Source organism: Parasphingorhabdus pacifica, assembly GCF_054779195.1.
This window is the reverse complement of record NZ_BAAGYS010000008.1, coordinates 221582-237803: the sequence shown is the minus strand read 5'-3', so window position 1 is coordinate 237803 and position 16222 is coordinate 221582. Positions and strand designations below refer to the sequence as shown.

Sequence of the window (16222 nt, the reverse complement as noted above, 5' to 3'; positions counted from 1 at the left end):
GCTCACCTCTCGACACCCGGGGCTGAGGAACATGGGATTGTTCTGTTGTTGGAAGGGTCTTCACGCTGTGGGAATGGTGTGTGCAGGGAGTGCGGGGCGTGCAGTCGCCATCCGCCTCGACGTGCCTTGGCCTCGTACATCGCCAGGTCGGCTGCGGCCAGCGCATCGGACAACGGTGCGCGGTGGCCCAGCGTGCTGATACCGAGTGAGATCCCCACCCGGAGTAGGCCGGCGGTGTTGACCGGGATCGGCGCGGTGAGCGTGACCAGCAGGTTGTCGAGCTGGCCGGGGCCTATAGGTCGGGTGACGAAGGCGAGCTCGTCGCCCCCAAGCCGGCCCACCACCGCCGGGTGTCCGAGTTCGGTTCTCAACCGGGTCGCTACCGCACGCAGCACCTGGTCACCGGTCTTATGGCCGTAGGTGTCGTTGATGGTTTTGAACTCGTCGAGGTCGATCAGGCCGAGCGCGCTGTCGTGGTGCCGCAGTCCGGCTTGTGCGGCGGGTTCCCACGCCCCGCGGGTCAGCAGCCCGGTGACCGGGTCGCGGTGGGCGCGGTGCAGTTGGTGCGTACGGGTGTGCAGACGACAGGCCGTGGCCGCCCACCCGGCCGCGGCGGTCACGGCAGCCGCGCTCAGCGCCGCCGTGGATCGCGATGCCCAGCACTGTGCCGGGACGGGATATCTCCACTCGGGGAGGAGCATGATCGGCCCTTTCGCTCGGGGACTTAGGCGCTGCGCTGGTCGGGTTGCTGCTCGTTGCGGATCCGTTCGGCGACGTGGACGTGATGGGAGAACCGGTCGGCGCGGAACGGGGCCCCGATTTCGCGATGGCGTCCGTCCAGACAGTGGGTGTGCACCCACTCGGTCAGTCGGGCGGCGAAGCCCGTTCTCCACTGGTGGTGCCAGTACTGGGCGTCGCGGACGTTGGCGGTGGGGCCGATGTTTGCCCGCCGCCAGGTGTAGGCCAGGGTGGCGACCTCCATTGCCAGCCCCGGATGTGCGCGCCAGCACTCGGGAATCGGCTTGGCCGGTCCCCCAGACAGGCCTATGTAGGTGGTGTTGTACCAGGCCACGAAGTTGTCCAGTGTCCAATTCGGATCGTGGTCGTCCTTGCGGTGTTGGCGGTCTTCGGCAGCGGCCGGTGGGGTGAATACCACCCACGGAGCCGGCTGATCATGGCGACCGTCCTGGTCGGCGTCGTTCTCTTCGGCGGAGGAGGCGTTCTCGAGGGCTTCGACCCGCCCGGTGAGCTTGTTGACCTTGCTGGCGAGGCTTCCGATAACCTCGGTCAACGCACTGATCTGCTTTTCCACGCCCTCGGTGCCGCCGGAGTCCTGCCCGGTTGCGGGCTCGCGGCGCGGGCTCGGGGTGAGGTCGTCGTCGCTCACAGCTGTGTCACCTCCTGCTCGGCGGCCTCTGCACTGGGTTGTGCCGGGGTTGTCAGGGCGTATCCGGTGGGAGAGACCGCGGCTGTGCCGTTGCGCACCGCGGCGACGTCGGCCTTGATCTGCTTCCAGTCGCCGCGGTGCTTCACGTCGACAGTGCGGGCGAGGATCGGCTTGAGGTGGCGGTGGAACACGAGGACGCGGCCGCGATCGACCGTGCGCACCGCGCCGGGTCGGTAGGTCGGCACGGACTCGGTGCCGACCGAGGTGCGGCCGATTCCGAAGACTCCGTCCGACTGCTGCTGGTAGCGCCGCCGTTCGTGATAGTCGGCGATCGTGGAGATCCATTCCAGCGTCCGGGGGTCCTTGATCCCGCCCCAGAGCGTCAGGGTCGTGGTGTTGTCCAGAAGCTGACGACGCCCGTTTTCGCCGTAGAGGGTGTCCAGGTGGGCGAGGCTCTGCGCGGCCCAGTGGATGATCACACCTCGACCGGCCGAGTCGGCCAGGATCTCCGGCAGACGCGGCACCGGGGTGGCGTCGAAGAGCTCGTCCAGGTCATTGGTCGCAGGTGGATCGAGCCGCCGGGACGGATACGACAGTGCCAGCTCCTGCTCAGTGGTCAGAATTTCCTCGACGAGAGCCGTCAATATCGGCCGCACCTGGGCGGACTGGTGCTCCCCTGCCACCAGGAACAGGCTTCCCTGGTTGCCGATGAAGCTGCGGGCGTCGAACTCCTCACCTGGCTTCGGCGAGCACAGCTCCCGCAGATGCGGGTCCAGCCAGGGCTCGATGACACGGCGCACGCTCAACCAGACGGCATCACTGGTTTCGGCGACCATGCCGATCTCGGCACGCAGGTTGTCGGCCAGCTCCGGGAACCCGTGCTGGCGCAGCAACTCGACCGGCTCTTGATCAGGCGGTTTGGTGATCGCCCACGCGACGAGGTCACCGACACCGCGACCAGCGTGGGCTGCGGCGAGCAGATAGGACTGCACGACGGTTTTCGCGCGCTCGCGGAAGACCTTGTCGTTGCCACCGACGTTCTCCAGACCCACTGCGGCGGCATCGACCAGCGTTTCGGCGCGGCGACGGGCGGTGTTGAAGCCCCGGCACCCGGTCACCGGCGAGTACCGCACCTTCGCGGGCCAGTGGACTTCGCCGGTGGTGTCGAAGACGAGCACGGGCCCGGCCTGCTGACGGCGGGCGCGGGACAGCGCGGCGAATTCGACCAGGTCGGGCTTGGTCGTGGAGCACAGCAACGCCCCGGGTGCATCCAGGGCCTTGTGCACCAGATCAGTGCGAGACTTCCCCGTTTGCGTCGGCGCGAACGCGCCGGTCGGGTTTTCCAGCGGTGTGCACATGACCTGGTGATTTGGTCCTCGGTGCAATGGCGCGGCGACCTTCTCCACCGAGGCGCGGCGCCGTTCGCGCGGGCTCAGACTCGGCCGGGTCCATTCCGCCGTGCGTCGCGCGGCCTCTGGTGAGAGTTCACGGCGGATGTCCTCCCGGCTGGCATGACCGGGCTGCGACGGCCCGAACCGCCGCCAGGCCAGGATCAGCACCGTGGCCAGCCCGGCAGCGCTGACCGCGATGATCGCGAGCGTGACCGCCCAGTACAGCCCCGCCCGTTTGGCCAGTGCCGGTGCCCACGGGGCACCGAGTCCCGCAGCCGGATCTGCGGGATTGCCGAGCACGGCGAACACCCCGGCTCCCCAGGTGTCGAAGCCGGGCATCTGCCATGGTCCGCCAGCCAATACCGTTGCGGCCGCGGAACCGACCATGAGTCCGGCTGCCAGGGCAAGCAGCGCGCCGAGCACCGTGACCAGGATTCCCATCAGTGCGAGGTCGCGATCCGCAGTCGGTGAGATGCGACTGTGTTTGCTCATGCTGAGCTCCTTTGCTGAGCGGGTGCAGGTGGTGCCGGTGCGGCCAGTTCTGTGACCCGCCGGATGGCCACGACCTGCGGCGCCCAGGCGTCGAGGCGTTCCAAAATCACGCCGGTGGACTCGTCGTAGGCGTTGACGACCATGCCGTGGCCGGCGTACATGCCCACGTGCCGTGGATTACTGGGTGAACCCAGCGAGCCTGGGATGAACACCAGGTCGCCGGGCTGGAGCTGGCGGAGGCTGCCGACCGCGTGGCCGTCGTGGACCTGGCTGGTGGTGCCGGCCGAGACCGGAATCCCGGCGTAAGCCCACGCGGCCTGCATGAGCCCGGAGCAGTCGAACGCGTCGGGGCCCTTAGCACCCCACACGTAGGGAGCACCGAGTTTGCTCAGTGCATATTCCACGGCCGCGCGTTGCTCGGGGTCGGTGGGCAGCTGATAGTTCGGAGGGAGTTTTTGCGGATCCAGTGGGACATTCGATCCGCCCTGGTCCGGGCAGCCCAGCGCGGCGCTGTTGAACGAGGCTTGCTGAGCGGGATCCTCGACCACGAGCGGAGGGGGAACCGGATTGTCCGGGCCGGTCCAGAACTGACCCATCAACTCGCGGGCGGCTGCCTCCTGTGGTGCATAACGTTCCGGGTAGGCCGACGCTTGCACCTCCTGCTGGGCCACACCCGGCGGCATCCGATGCCAGCCGGCCAGCTCCACCAGGTGGTCGAGGAAGGTGTGCGTGGCATAAACCGGATTGGTCACCTGCTCCGGGCTGCCCCATCCCTGGCTCGGGCGCTGTTGGAATAGTCCCAGCGAATCCCGGTCGCCGTGGTGCACGTTGATCAGGTTGGATTCGACAATCGCGGTGGAAATCGCGATGACCGCGGCCCGTTTCGGTAGGTGCCGCTGCTGCACCACTGAGGTGATCGTCTGGGCGTTGGTCATCTGCTCGCCCGACCACTGCCGATCGCCGATCTGCTGCCCGCCACCGCCGGGGCCACCGTCACCATGGCAGCCGCCGAAGACGGTGCCGAGGCTGCCGGAGACCGCCATGACCGCGATCCCGATCACCGCGGCGGGCGTGATCACGAACGCGGTGATCGCGATCGCGACCATCGACCAGACTGTGCCCTTGCCCGTGTCCGACATGGCGCCTACCGGTCCTTGTCCGTGTGCTGGCGAAGTTGGGCGTTGGTATCGAAGGTGTGCTTCTCGGTGCGCGACAGGACGCTTTGGACCTTGTAGCCGGGGTTGTTCTCGATCTTCCACAGCGCCCGGCCCTTGCGCTCCATGCACCAGCCGGTTGTGACGTCGGATTCCTTGCCCGACAGCGCGAAGTCCTCGACGAGCTCATCGGCCACGCGCGTGGACTGTCCAAACAGGATCCGAGTGCTGCACAGCGCGAGAAGGTCCTTGGCGATAGCCACTTCCTGGCTTCCTGCGCTCCCGACCGACAGGAAATCACTGGATTTGTGTCCGACCAGGACCTGGATCTTCTTCTCCGCGCGGGACAGCCGCAGATCGGAGTCGACCGCCTGGACGGCTTTGGGTCCCAGCCGCATCTGCCGCCACACCTCGTCGCGGACGACGATGCGGATCTCCCCGTCGTCCTGGAGATCGGTGATCATGCTCGACCACGAGCCCAGGCAGGTCAGCGCCACCGCCACGGCTTGATCCCCGCGACTGCGCAGCCGGGACAGGTCCATGGACTGGATCGGGGCGTTCCAGTCCAACGTGAAGTTGGTGGGCTCGTCGAACAGGCCGGCCAGCGGCCCGGAGATGAGGTTGGCCAGCGCATCGGTGATCGGCCGCAGTGTGTCGAGGAACTGGCGTTTGCTCGCGAACCGGGTGTCCTTCCACAGGGCTTGGTCGGGGTCGGCGAGTTCGCGCTGGACATCGGGGATGGTCACCGGCCGCAGCCGGGTGTAGCCGTCGGCGACGCCGACCAGCCGCCGCAGCACCTGCGAGAGCACCGCCTCGTCGGTGACGGTCGGGGTGTAGCCCTGCGCCTCGGCGAGCGCGACCAGCAACTTGACCCACCGGCCGAGTACCCCGTCCAGTTCCTCGCGCTGCTGGGCGACCGACCAGGAATCCCAGCGAGTAGCTAGCGGGCCCAGGTCGAGTGCGTTGAGCCGTGCCGAGGAGCCGCGGCCGAGCGCGATCGGGTTGGTATCCAGCGCCCGCAACAGGGTGCTGTACTCACCCTTCACGTCGCCACTGATCAGCGTTTTGGTGCCGAACAGCATCATGCGTAGGAGAAAGGCGACGACGGTGCTGCTTTTGCCGCGTCCTGGCTCACCGAAGATGACCATGTTCGGGTTGGTCGCCATCGACCGCAGCACCCACTCGATGGGGTGGCAGTAGAAGGCCGATCCACTCACGGTGTCGTAGCCGATGCGCGCACCGACAGCCGGTGTTCCATTGGCCGCCAACAGCGGAAACAGTCCGCCGATCTCGTGAGTGGCGGCCTGATATACCGTCAGCGGCGCCTCCACCGGCGCCCATCCCTGGCCGGGTTGGGCGCGGCCACGCCGCGGTGCGCGCGACCGGTTGATCCGACCCCTGGACGTCGGGCGGTGCTGCGGCTGCTGGGGCTTGCGCGCTGGTGCAGCACCGAATTCGGTCAGCAGTTGCGCGGCGCTGCGCTCGTTCGTGCGTTTCACAGCAGACCACTCCTCCCGTGGGGCAGTCCGATGCCGGTGGGCAGGCACGCGGCGACGAACGCGGAGTCCTGGGCCAGATCGAGGCGCAACAACCGGAACCGGCCGGCGGCGTCGTTCTCCAGCCGTGCGGCGTGGTCCTCGACGTTCCAGTTGGTGGGCACGGTTACCGCCGAAGCGGCGGCGTAGCGCACGATCGAGTGTCCGGCGGCCACCGCGTGTTCCTGCGCCTTAGCGCCGCTGGCCTCGCGGTCATCCGAGGCTGAGGCCGAGAACCCCTTGCTGGACTTGTAATCCCGCATGACCCCGGCGCGGAACCGGTAGTTTTGCACCGCCCGCGAGGCCCGGCGGGCATCCATGACCTCGTAGTGAATGGCCAGGCAGCGCCGTTCCCCCGCGGTTTTGACCGCAAGCAGCGGGGACAGCGAACCGAACACGGTGCCTGCCTCCGGCATGAGCACCGAGTAGGACACGGTCGAGTACGCGTCGTGGTCGTACCGCCGGGGTGCCGGCGCCGGCGCCTGGGTCGGCCCGGCGGCGGCCTTGGGCAGGCCCTGCTGCTCGTCACCGGTGAGGTGCCCGGTCCGCAACACCGCGCTGGAAGCGGGATTGAAGCCGGTGCGGATCGCCTCGGCCAAACCACTGCCGGACAACCACTCCACGGAATCGGCACCCAGCGCCTTAAGCGGGTCTTCCAAGCCGTCCAGGACCCGGTAGAGCACCCGTGCGCGGCCTTCGGCTCCCCCGCCGGCGGCGGCCGCGGGTTTGCGCAGCGTGTCTTCCGAGCCGGAGACGGTGACGAACACTTCGTGGCGCACGCTGACCGACCCGATGGTGCGGTCTAGCTCGTTGGCCGCGCGCCGGGCCAGCGGGGGTGCGTCGTCGACCTCGTGCTGCGAACGCCAGACGTCGTACTCGGTTCCGTCGTCGGGCACCGTCCGCACCAGCAGCGACATGCGGTCGACGACGTCGCGGTGCCCGATGGACAGCAGCACGTTGCCCAGCCGGGAGGCCAGGCGCTCGCACTGCTCATCGGAGAGCATCCCGACGCCGGTATGCGTCAGCCGGGCAGTGGCGCCCCAGCGGCCGTCGCCGGTGTCGTGGATCAGGCACACGCGACCGCGGTCTTTGAACACGGGCCCGTCAGGAAACGACACTCGTTGGAGAACGCCCGGTAGGTCTGGTTCATCAGGGTCGACGGCATCTCCGGCCGCGGCTTTGGACTGCCAGCGCGACCACCCGGTGACCACTCCGAGCTGGTAGCGCACCAGGTGCCCCAGCCACCGGAGCGCGGGCCGACCACGTACCGGCACGACCACGAGGCAAGCCAGCAATCCGCAGATCGTGGCGAGAATCAGCGCGTCGAAGAACTGCCCGGCCGAGATGGTCCACAGCACCGGAACGGCCAGGAGTATGCAGGTCAGGGCCTGGGGTGGGGTCAGCCCCATGATCCATCCCGCATGCTCACGCCGTGCCAGGCCGCGATAAATCCGCACGTTGTTGGTACTCACACGATCACCGCCGCTTCTGCTGCTTCACCGGAGGCGGCGCCACCGCCACCGCTACTGGGGCCACCGCTCCCGCCACCGCGGGGACTGCCGCCTCCCCCGCCGCCGTTGTCGTCACCGGAGGGGCCGTGGTCGCCGTGATCAGGGGGGTCAAGCGGGGGCGGCTCGTCGCTGCCCCCATTACTGCCATCGCCGATTCCGCCGGAAGCACCGCCGGATACCTGAGGACCCACGCCGCCAGAGGAGGTGACCTGGTCGCGATTGGACACTGGCGAAGAAGCGGAACCGCTTTCGCTGTCCTCGCCGCTCGCGTCGTCTTCGTCGCCGCTGGATTCCGTGTCTTCCGAAGACGCACTCGACGACTGCGAACCGGCGCCGGAGTCGCCGCCTGCGCTGCCGGAGCTGTCGCCGGCGCCGTAGTCGGCCATCACTTCGTCGTATCGACCCGTGTTGGCGGTTTCCTGTGCATCGCCTCCGCCGGAGTTACCACCATCCCTGTCGCCGCCACCGCCGCCGGAGGTTGCAGAAGCCGCCTGCATAGCCGGGTTGTTCGGGCCATAGGAGTCGACTCCTGCCGAGGAGAGGGCGTCACGGAAGGCCGCCCCGGCGTCGGAGTTCGGGTCCACGAACGCAAAGAGCCTGAAGAGGACGAACGGGATAAGAAGGGAGATGATCAGGACCCCAACCCCGGCCAGTAGCCCGGAGAGGCCCTTCGAGCCACCGGCGATGGCCACTCCCAGCACGAGCGTCAGTGCCAACACGGGTTTCATGGCGATGCACGCCAAGATCCAGCGCACGGCTTTCCAAAACCAGGGCTTACTGACGTTGGCCAACAGCCCGGCTGCTGTGATCGGAATGGTTGCGACCAGTACGTAGATGGCCGCTTCCCTGAACAGCATTTCCAGCACATAGCCGATGCCGGCGGGAATAACGCCGACAAACGCGCAGATGCCGAGCACGACGGCCTTGACTCCGTCCACCGCGCCGTCGGCGAAGGCCGTGTGCTGGAGCGCGTCCTGGAAGTTCGAGGACTGGAGACCGTATTCGAGGATGCCATCGGTGAGCCCGTCGGCTGCGACAAGGAAACTGCCGACGAGGCTGACGGTGACCGCCAGGGCGATGCCGTACTGGATTGGGCCGCCGACCAGCCGCATAAACCCGCGACCGCCGCGCAGGCTGGTCATTGTGAGCTGCCAGAAGAACAGCCCAAGTGCCAAGACTCCGGATACCCACAGCATCATGGGCCACAGCACTGAAATCGGCCCCGTGCGTGTGTCCACGGTAAACACGCTGAATTGGTCGGCGACCTTGAACGCCTCCCGCAGGATGAACAGGCTGGCGTCCCACAGCGCTTGCATCGCGGATTCGAAGGCGCTGGCGACGAGTTCTTTGAGCTTGCCGCCGATCGAGCTGCCGATGTCGTCGAAAGGCCACATGTCAGCTCCTCAAGTTCCGGTAGCCGGCATGGACCGCATCCGCGCTTCCCGGCCAAGCACTCGGGGCCGGAGCAGCCAGCGGGCCGGGTGAGATCCACCAGTCGCCGCCGACGTAACGCAGTGCCTGGCAGTCACCGACGCCGGCGGTGATGGTCTGGCCCTGGTAATCGACGTCGAGCTGGCCGAGTACGCAGGCCACGACGTAGCGGCCGCCGTCGGTGACGCCTTTGATCTGCCCGTGTGTGACCTGGTAATTCACAGACAGGTCTGGGACGGGTCCTATGGGGTTGATCCCCGCGCTACTGCGCATGGAGCGCAGTAGCGAGTACAGCCCGGTGGTCTCCGGCTGCGGGGCGCCAGACAGCGAGAGCTCGCGGTAGCCGCGGGCGTAAATGTCGGGATCCCCACCGCGCAGCGCGGCTTTGTCCAGGGCTTTGAGCTGTCCCAGGGCACCTTCCGGGGTGGCGGGAAGCCCGCCGGGGATCCACCGTCCGGTGGTCTGGCCAGGTAGTGGGAGCGGGATCGGTTCTCCCGCCTGCTCGGTGGTCATCGGTTGGGGCTGCGCAGCCTGTGGGGGCAGGGTGGCCATCGGCCTGCTCGCCAGGGCGTGCTCGGCGGCCAGATCCCAGTCACCGTCCTGTGGCGTCGGCTCCGGTCGGGGTGGAGCCGTTACCGGCGCGGTGTTCTCACGGGTGCTGTAGTGCGAGACCACCAGCGTTCCGGCCAGCGCTAGGACCGCGAGGATCCCCAGCGCGATCACCGACAGGCCCAGTCCGGCATGCCGCCTGCGCTGCTGCTGTTGGGTCGGGGGCGCGGCCATGACTCAGGCCCCAGCCGCGAAGTGGCTGATCAGCTGGTAGCCGATCCCGTACAAGATGCCGCCACCGAGGGCGCAGAGCATCATGACCACGCCGACTTTGCCGGCACGGTGGTGATCGACCCACCGTCCCCCGGCCCAAACCAGCAGGCCGATGAAGAACCCGACCATGAGCGCGACGCCGGCGCCCCACTTCACGTTGCCGACGGCTTCCAGGACCTTCTCGGCTCCAGGGGGTTGAACTGGCTCCGGGTTGGGGATCTGGACCAGAACGGGCAGGATCGTGTCTGCGGCATGCTGGATCATTTGCCGGTTCCCTTCGTGTTCCGTGACAGGCCGGGCAGTCGCCCGGCCGAGGACGCCGGTTGGGAAAGCAGCTCCCAGCGACGCAGTAGTGGAGTGATCGCCTCCCGCAACCGTTTCGGCGTGACTTCCGCGGTGATCCCGGCGGTGGCCACAACCGGGTCGTGAGGCAGGAACAGTGCGTCATCGAGCAGCGCTGACACGCGGCGTCCGGCGCCGCCAGGCACTCCGGCGGGCCAGCGTTTGGCTCCGACCACCACGAGCTGGGCCGGTGGGGTCGTCACGCCGGTGCCGTTCCAGAAATCCAGGCGAGCCAGGACCTGTTCGGCGTGTAACAACGAGGGCAGGGTGGCCCGGCAGACCAGCACCGGTCGCGGGCACGGAGTGCCGTTGCGCAGCCAGGCCCCGGCCCCGACCAAGGGATGCGCGCCGATGCGCCAAGCATCATGGCCGAGGTCGACCACGGTGGCCTGCACAGACTGACTGGCGGGTTTGAAGAATCGCGGCGGCGGCACCATGCCCGGTGTGATCACCGGCAGGTCCGTTTCCACCCGCGCCAGCAGCGCCTGGTCGCGCCAGGAGACTCGGATGTGCACGGAGTGATGCGGCCCGGCCAGAATGGGCCCGTCCGTGTGGGCAGCTGCAGCCAACCCGGAGCGGGCGGGGTCGGCGGTATCAACCATGAGTACTCGACGGTCGGCGATCTGCAACGCGTCGGCGAGCACCGTGGCCACCAGCGACGCTCCGGCGCCGGGCGAAGCCGCCAGAACCGGTAGCACGGCGCCAAAGCCGGCCCAGTCCGCAGGCGCAGTGCTGACCGGCGCTAGACCCTGTCGCTGCACGGATGCGGCGGCCTGCCCGGTCCGCTCGGCTGTGCGTAGGCCCGCCTCCTCAGCGGCTCCCTCGGTCTGAGCAGTGGAGCGGGCGGCCGTGGCCAGCTCTCCGGCTTCCACTGCGGCGATCACGTCCGCTGCCGGCAGGTCGCCCCACGCCTGGCAGGCGGCACGGAACAGTTGCCGGTCGCGTTCGTCGAGCCCGGGGGGTTCTGCTGATGCCGAGCCCGCTCGCGGTTCGGTGCTGGCGGTGTCTGAGGGCGACGCGGTCGGATGTGCGAACGAGTCGGGCGCGGGCGGTGGATGCAGACCGTGGCCCTGCGCACTGCCGTGCAGGGGCACCGACGTGGCGGCTGCACCATATCTGTTGTGCCCCAAGGGGCTTTGTTCTGAAGCGACCATGACTTCTCGCTTTCCTCGGACCCCTTGCGCGGGGCCAGGTTGGTCAGGAAGGCGCGTTGATCCACGGCCTCGGGGTGCGTCATGCATCGGGCCGAGGTGCGATATGGCGCGCTATGAGCACCTAGGCAGGCCAGAGCTCGAAGACGCGCGGTCCCTCACTCAGCACCCGAAGGGCTACTGAGCTGCGAAATCACGACGGTGATCAATCCGACGCGTGTGCCGGTGAAGGGATGGTTCCCGGGCGAGGCGGATTCGCCAGAATCGCTTCCACCGGGCGGCCTGCCGTATGGAACTTGTGGGCAGTGCTTGCTGAAAAGGCGGCTCCAGCGCCGCCAAGTGGCACTACGTCAGGCGTACGTGCGCGACTGGTTACTCATGCGGCCTCCCACGGAAAAGCTTGATCGGCTCCCACGTTGTTCGGCCGGCCCACACAGCCGGCTCCCCTTGTTGGAGGTCGGCCCCATGGTCGGCCTCCCCTGCCTCGACGGGCTCGCGCCCCGCCGTTGCGCCGTATGAGTCGATCAACTCCCCGAGTGACCGATGCCCCGGCGAACCCTGTCCGGTATTCTTGACAAGGTACTTCGAACGTAAGGCGGCCCGGATTAGCTGTCAACTTTTCCGGACAGTTGATATTGGTGTCAGTAATACATGACACCGTCGAGTGAGGAGGTGGGGACAGTGGCCGAGGGAGAGCGAGGCGAGGGCTTCGCGGTCAAGCTCCGCCGACTGTTTGAAAGCGTGAAACGCGAAGACGGCTCGGAATACAGCAAGCCAGAAGTCGCCGAGGCCGCCGGAGTGTCGCGCGGGTACCTTTACGATCTGCTCAAGAGCAAGAACAAACCCAGCCATGACACGGTCGTGGCCCTTGCACAGTTCTTCGGCGTAGAGATCGAATACTTCTCCAACACCGAGAAGGGGCGCGAGCTCAACCGCCAGTACGAACTTCTGGCTCGCCTCGGGGAACAGAACGTCCGTCAATTGGCCACCCGCGCCAGCGAGCTCTCGCCGGACAAGCTCCGCAGCGTGATGGAGTACATCGACTTCCAAGCGGGCAAGGACGACAACTCGTCCGGGTGAAGTGTGCGCCACTGCCATCCGGATCTGCTCTGCGCAGAACGTCCTCGCCCAGTCAGGCGAGGTGCGTGAATGAACGACAGAACGTAAAGGTGAACGTGAACGACATCTGAGCCGGGGGTGGCTGTGCACGTAGATCAGGGGACAGTCGGGACCGACGGGGCAAAACTCCATTACGAAACGTGTGGAGACGGCCCTCCGGTGTTGATCATCCAAGGCGGCCTCAGTGAGGCCGGCGCGACGCGACAGCTCGCCGAGCAGCTGGCCCAGCACTACCAGGTCATCAGCTACGACCGGCGCGGCCTGTCCCGAAGTACGGTGTCCCGGGATCCGGAGCCGGTCACGATGGCCACCCACGCCGACGACGCGGCCGCATTGCTAGCCGCGGTGACCACCGAGCCGGCCCGCGTGGTCGGGCCCAGCATCGGCGCGGTGATCGGCTTGTACCTCACCGCTCGACACCCCGACCAGGTGGCGATGCTGATAGCCCACGAACCGCCGATGACGTCGCTGGTCCGGGACCCGGAGCAGGAAACCGGGCTCGATGAGGTCGCCGAGCTCGCACGCGAGGACGTCGGTGCCGCGATCCGGCGTTTCGTCGCACTGGGCGGCAACCGGGAAGACTCCCAGGAACCGGGAGCTGGCCCGGCTCCGTCCGTCGGTGACGTCGAAGCGAACTTGCGACGCTTCTTCTCCCGCGACTTCCCCGCGGTCCGCGCCGCCAGACTTGAACTCGATCGGATCGAGGCGGCTCCGCGACCACCGATGATCGTTCCCACCGGCGGTGAAGAGTCGCGCGGGCAGTGGGAACACCGTTGCGCCGTGCAGCTCGCCTACGAGCTCGACCGCAAGTTCATCGAGATGCCCGGCGGCCACAACGGCCTGGTCAACCATCCGCGGGCCACTGCCGCCGTGCTCGGCCGCCTGTTCACGGAGCCGGTCGCATGAAAGCCCGATACTGGCGTAACGACCTGCAACTGCGCCGCGGAGTGAAACACCTCCTACGGGAGCTCGACCTCGATGCGCCACTCGATGTGCACGTGCTGTGCGAACGCCTAGCCAAGCGCCGCGACCGCGCGATCAAACTCCGTCCCTACCCGCTGCCCGCGCCCGGTGTGTTCGGACTGTGGATCGGCACAGCGGACGCCGACTACATCCTGTACCAAAAGGACACCACGGTCGCTCACCAAGAGCACATCATTCTGCACGAGATCGGCCACATCATCAGCGGCCACGGCAGCGACGAAAACGACGACGACATCTGGCAGCAGATTCTCCCCGATATTCCGCCCGAAACTGTGCTTCGCGCGCTCCGCCGGGACGGTTACGGACCGGAGTTCGAGCGCGAGGCCGAGATGGTGGCGACGGTCATCAAGGAGTGGGCGACCCTGCTGGACCGCTTGCAATTCTCGCCTGACCGGAAAACCGATGCCGCCCGACGACTGCGGGGAGCATTCGACGACCACCAAGGTTGGCTCTGATGGCGATACCCAACTTCTTGATGTGGGCGGCCGCCACCATCGCGGCGGTATGGAAGCTCTCGCAGCTCATCCGGGCGCCACACGACAAGGGGCTCCGTGTCGTCACGATCTGCACCGTGCTGGTCTTTATCGCTCTCTCGGCCCAGCTCGCCGTCAGTATTCCGGCGATGGCCGAATTCTTCCCGAGCCAGTCGCCGAAGCTCATTCAGAACGTCATCCTGACCTTCTTCTTCGCGTTGTTGATCGTCCTTCTGCAATCCAGTGTGGCGCCCTCGGCCGTCGGGTCGCGCGGGTGGCTCGAGATCGGGCTCGCGCTGCTGGCCAGTGGTGGCCTGGTGGCAACCTTTGCCGCGACCAACCCCGCCGACCGCGGCGCCAGCTATGAACACGCCGGTGAAACGCCAGCAGCGCTGGGCTTCTACCTGCTCGGCAACCTCTACATGAGCTATGCGACGGCGCGCGGCGCCCATCTCGCATGGACCACTGCCGACCACACTCAATCGCGCGCCCGCCTGAGCCTTCGCGTGGCCGCCGCCGGCCTGGCCGTGAACTGCATCGGAACCCACACGCCCCGAGTCGTATCCACATCGGGGCGACTTCTCTTTGACAAAGAACTGCTCCCGGGCACTGCAACATGGACGACCCCCATCTTGGCGATCGGGATCGTCGCCTTCTTCCTCGGAATCGGCTACCCCGGAGCTCGCACGGGTCTTGTCAAAGCACGCATGTGGATCGAAGTGCGTCACCATTACCGCCAACTGCGTCCTCTGTGGGCAGCGCTGTGCGGGCAGTTCTCCAACATTGCGCTGTTTCCGCCTGTATCACCGCTCCGCGAAGCGTTCCAGGTCCGCCAAATGCGGCTTCGCTACTACCGGCGAGTCATTGAGTGCCGAGACGGGTTGGTGTGCCTAAGCCCCTACGTCACCGAACCCGTCGACTCCACCAAGACTCACGAACAACAAGCCGCGCTCGTACGCGACGCACTCGGACGCGCTACGGCCCGCGAAGAAGTCTCAGTGACCTCGGTAATCGCCGAGCCAGAAGCCGCGGGCATGGAAGCCGATACCCAGCAGCTTCTGGCGCTATCGCGGGCATTCGGCCGTATCACCGGCACCGACGCACGATCCGTTCCCGACACGACCAGTTCTACGATCTGACCTGGGCCACAGCCTGGAAGTCGGGCCGGAGCGCCGCGCGGGAAGCCCCGGCTTAGTGCAGGCCTCGCTTCGGTGACCGGGTTGCTTCCCCTACGCCGCACGACGAAGATGCCGATCGCGGTCACCCGCTTATCGCTTTCTCGCCGCCGACATGGTGCTCACTTACCTCGGTTCTTTGCGTGAGTTCGTGGGTCAAGTTGGCTTCGCTTATTGCTACCGCATCCATGAGTTCGTTGAGAAGGCCGGTCGGTGTCTCTGTTCCGTGGTGGAGGCCGGCGGTAGAAAGGATGTTGGCCAACGCTTGTCGGTCGGCTTCGGAGATGCCCTGAGCGCAGGCTGGATGAGCGAGCACGTCGTGGGCGGCATAGGCGTCCGCGGACGTGATCGCGTGTCGCGTGATCTCGGTGACGATCGGCGCATGGTCGGTGAGGTCGAGCGCGCAGAGGCCGAGGCGGCATTGGAAGACCGGCGGCGTCGGCTGTTTGGTGAGTTCGAGGTAGCGGTCGACCATCGTTGTTCCAGACGGTCGCATGTTGCGCCCGGCGATGGTGAGGCACAACGTGCTCAGGCAGGCCGCGACGGCTTGTTCCCACAGTTCTGGTGTGGAGCTGTGCTCTAGCAGGTCGAGGGCCTGGTCGTAGTCGCCGCTGACGATGCGGGTGATGATGGCGACCTGTCTGCCATCGAGCATCCGTTCGCCGATGCCCTTGTGGTTCTTGATGTGTTCGAGCGCTTCGTCCCAGCGTCCGGCGCGGGTGAGTGCGCGTGTGCCGTCGGAGAGCAGCACCGTCCAGAGGAACCGGAGTAGTTCCCGTCGTCCGTCCTGGCCGTCGACGAGCTCGTTGAGGTCGATGTTCCGGTTGTCGGTCCTGGTAGCGGTCTTTGTCCTGAGTGCCTGGTAGGCGTTGGTGAACAGTTGGTGCGCGCGGGTTCCTTGCCCATTGCGGATGTGGAGACGCCCGAAGTTGACGAGGGGTTGCAGGGCGAGCTTGGCCGTCTTCGGTCCCAGCGGTGCGTGGGCATGGAAGAGGTCGAACTGCCGCCAGCACAGCTGGTGTGCACGGTCAGCCAGGCCGCAGTCGCTGAGCAGGAGTGCGGCCTTGTTGTGTGCTTCGGCGGCGGAGACGAGCCGTTGCTCATCCGGTCCGTGGGCTGCGGCGTGTGCAAGTTGAGCGACCTCCTCGACACGGAGTGGGAGCGCTCGACATGTGGGCCGCGGCCGCGGTAGGAGCGGGAACCATTCGGTGAGCCTGCGGCGGAGGTGTTCGTTGCTGGCGCTGCGCACGGCAGT

15 protein-coding genes are annotated in these 16222 nt (G+C 67.1%); 4 read left to right on the top strand and 11 right to left on the bottom strand.

Annotated features, from left to right (window positions below):
• Positions 1-2: 2 nt before the first annotated feature.
• From ACYVAN_RS12745 to ACYVAN_RS12700, 10 genes are all read right to left on the bottom strand, one after another.
• A complete protein-coding gene (locus tag ACYVAN_RS12745; RefSeq protein ID WP_460959109.1) occupies positions 3-620 on the bottom strand; it encodes a GGDEF domain-containing protein in 618 nt (205 codons plus the stop codon).
• 104 nt (positions 621-724) lie between these two features.
• A complete protein-coding gene (locus ACYVAN_RS12740) occupies positions 725-1387 on the bottom strand; it encodes a hypothetical protein (protein ID WP_460959107.1) in 663 nt (220 codons plus the stop codon).
• Complete coding sequence (locus ACYVAN_RS12735; protein ID WP_460959105.1) at positions 1384-3270, bottom strand: type IV secretory system conjugative DNA transfer family protein; 1887 nt, start codon at positions 3268-3270, stop codon at positions 1384-1386. Before ACYVAN_RS12735 ends, ACYVAN_RS12740 begins: the two co-directional genes overlap by 4 nt.
• On the bottom strand, positions 3267-4409 hold the full coding sequence (locus tag ACYVAN_RS12730; protein ID WP_460959103.1) for a C40 family peptidase: 1143 nt from the start codon (positions 4407-4409) through the stop codon (positions 3267-3269). The genes ACYVAN_RS12735 and ACYVAN_RS12730 overlap by 4 nt, the downstream gene beginning before the upstream one ends.
• A gap of 5 nt (positions 4410-4414) precedes the next feature.
• On the bottom strand, positions 4415-5923 hold the full coding sequence (locus ACYVAN_RS12725) for a hypothetical protein (protein WP_460959100.1): 1509 nt from the start codon (positions 5921-5923) through the stop codon (positions 4415-4417).
• On the bottom strand, positions 5920-7431 hold the full coding sequence (locus tag ACYVAN_RS12720; RefSeq protein ID WP_460959098.1) for an SCO6880 family protein: 1512 nt from the start codon (positions 7429-7431) through the stop codon (positions 5920-5922). Before ACYVAN_RS12720 ends, ACYVAN_RS12725 begins: the two co-directional genes overlap by 4 nt.
• Positions 7428-8864 (bottom strand): hypothetical protein, encoded by a 1437-nt coding sequence (locus ACYVAN_RS12715; RefSeq protein ID WP_460959096.1) that lies wholly within the window; start codon positions 8862-8864, stop codon positions 7428-7430. Before ACYVAN_RS12715 ends, ACYVAN_RS12720 begins: the two co-directional genes overlap by 4 nt.
• Position 8865: 1 nt before the next feature.
• On the bottom strand, positions 8866-9684 hold the full coding sequence (locus ACYVAN_RS12710; protein WP_460959094.1) for a hypothetical protein: 819 nt from the start codon (positions 9682-9684) through the stop codon (positions 8866-8868).
• A 3-nt stretch (positions 9685-9687) separates the two neighbouring features.
• Positions 9688-9987, bottom strand: coding sequence for a hypothetical protein (locus ACYVAN_RS12705; RefSeq protein ID WP_460959092.1), 300 nt, complete (start codon positions 9985-9987; stop codon positions 9688-9690).
• Positions 9984-11159: a hypothetical protein gene (locus ACYVAN_RS12700; RefSeq protein WP_460959090.1), complete on the bottom strand. Its 1176-nt coding sequence runs from the start codon at positions 11157-11159 to the stop codon at positions 9984-9986. Before ACYVAN_RS12700 ends, ACYVAN_RS12705 begins: the two co-directional genes overlap by 4 nt.
• Before the next feature lie 738 nt (positions 11160-11897).
• Between ACYVAN_RS12700 and ACYVAN_RS12695 the strand changes: the two genes are divergently transcribed.
• From ACYVAN_RS12695 to ACYVAN_RS12680, 4 genes are all read left to right on the top strand, one after another.
• Positions 11898-12296 (top strand): helix-turn-helix domain-containing protein, encoded by a 399-nt coding sequence (locus ACYVAN_RS12695; protein WP_460959088.1) that lies wholly within the window; start codon positions 11898-11900, stop codon positions 12294-12296.
• A 198-nt stretch (positions 12297-12494) separates the two neighbouring features.
• Positions 12495-13241 carry an alpha/beta fold hydrolase gene (locus ACYVAN_RS12690; RefSeq protein ID WP_460959086.1) on the top strand — a complete coding sequence of 249 codons (747 nt, stop codon included), beginning with the start codon at positions 12495-12497 and terminating at the stop codon, positions 13239-13241.
• Complete coding sequence (locus ACYVAN_RS12685) at positions 13238-13774, top strand: hypothetical protein (protein ID WP_460959084.1); 537 nt, start codon at positions 13238-13240, stop codon at positions 13772-13774. Before ACYVAN_RS12690 ends, ACYVAN_RS12685 begins: the two co-directional genes overlap by 4 nt.
• Positions 13774-14931, top strand: a complete 1158-nt coding sequence (locus ACYVAN_RS12680) for an MAB_1171c family putative transporter (protein WP_460959082.1) — start codon at positions 13774-13776, stop codon at positions 14929-14931. Before ACYVAN_RS12685 ends, ACYVAN_RS12680 begins: the two co-directional genes overlap by 1 nt.
• Positions 14932-15052: 121 nt before the next feature.
• Here the strand turns inward: ACYVAN_RS12680 and ACYVAN_RS12675 are convergent, their stop codons facing one another.
• A complete protein-coding gene (locus tag ACYVAN_RS12675; RefSeq protein ID WP_460959080.1) occupies positions 15053-16216 on the bottom strand; it encodes a hypothetical protein in 1164 nt (387 codons plus the stop codon).
• Between the last annotated feature and the right edge of the window lie 6 nt (positions 16217-16222).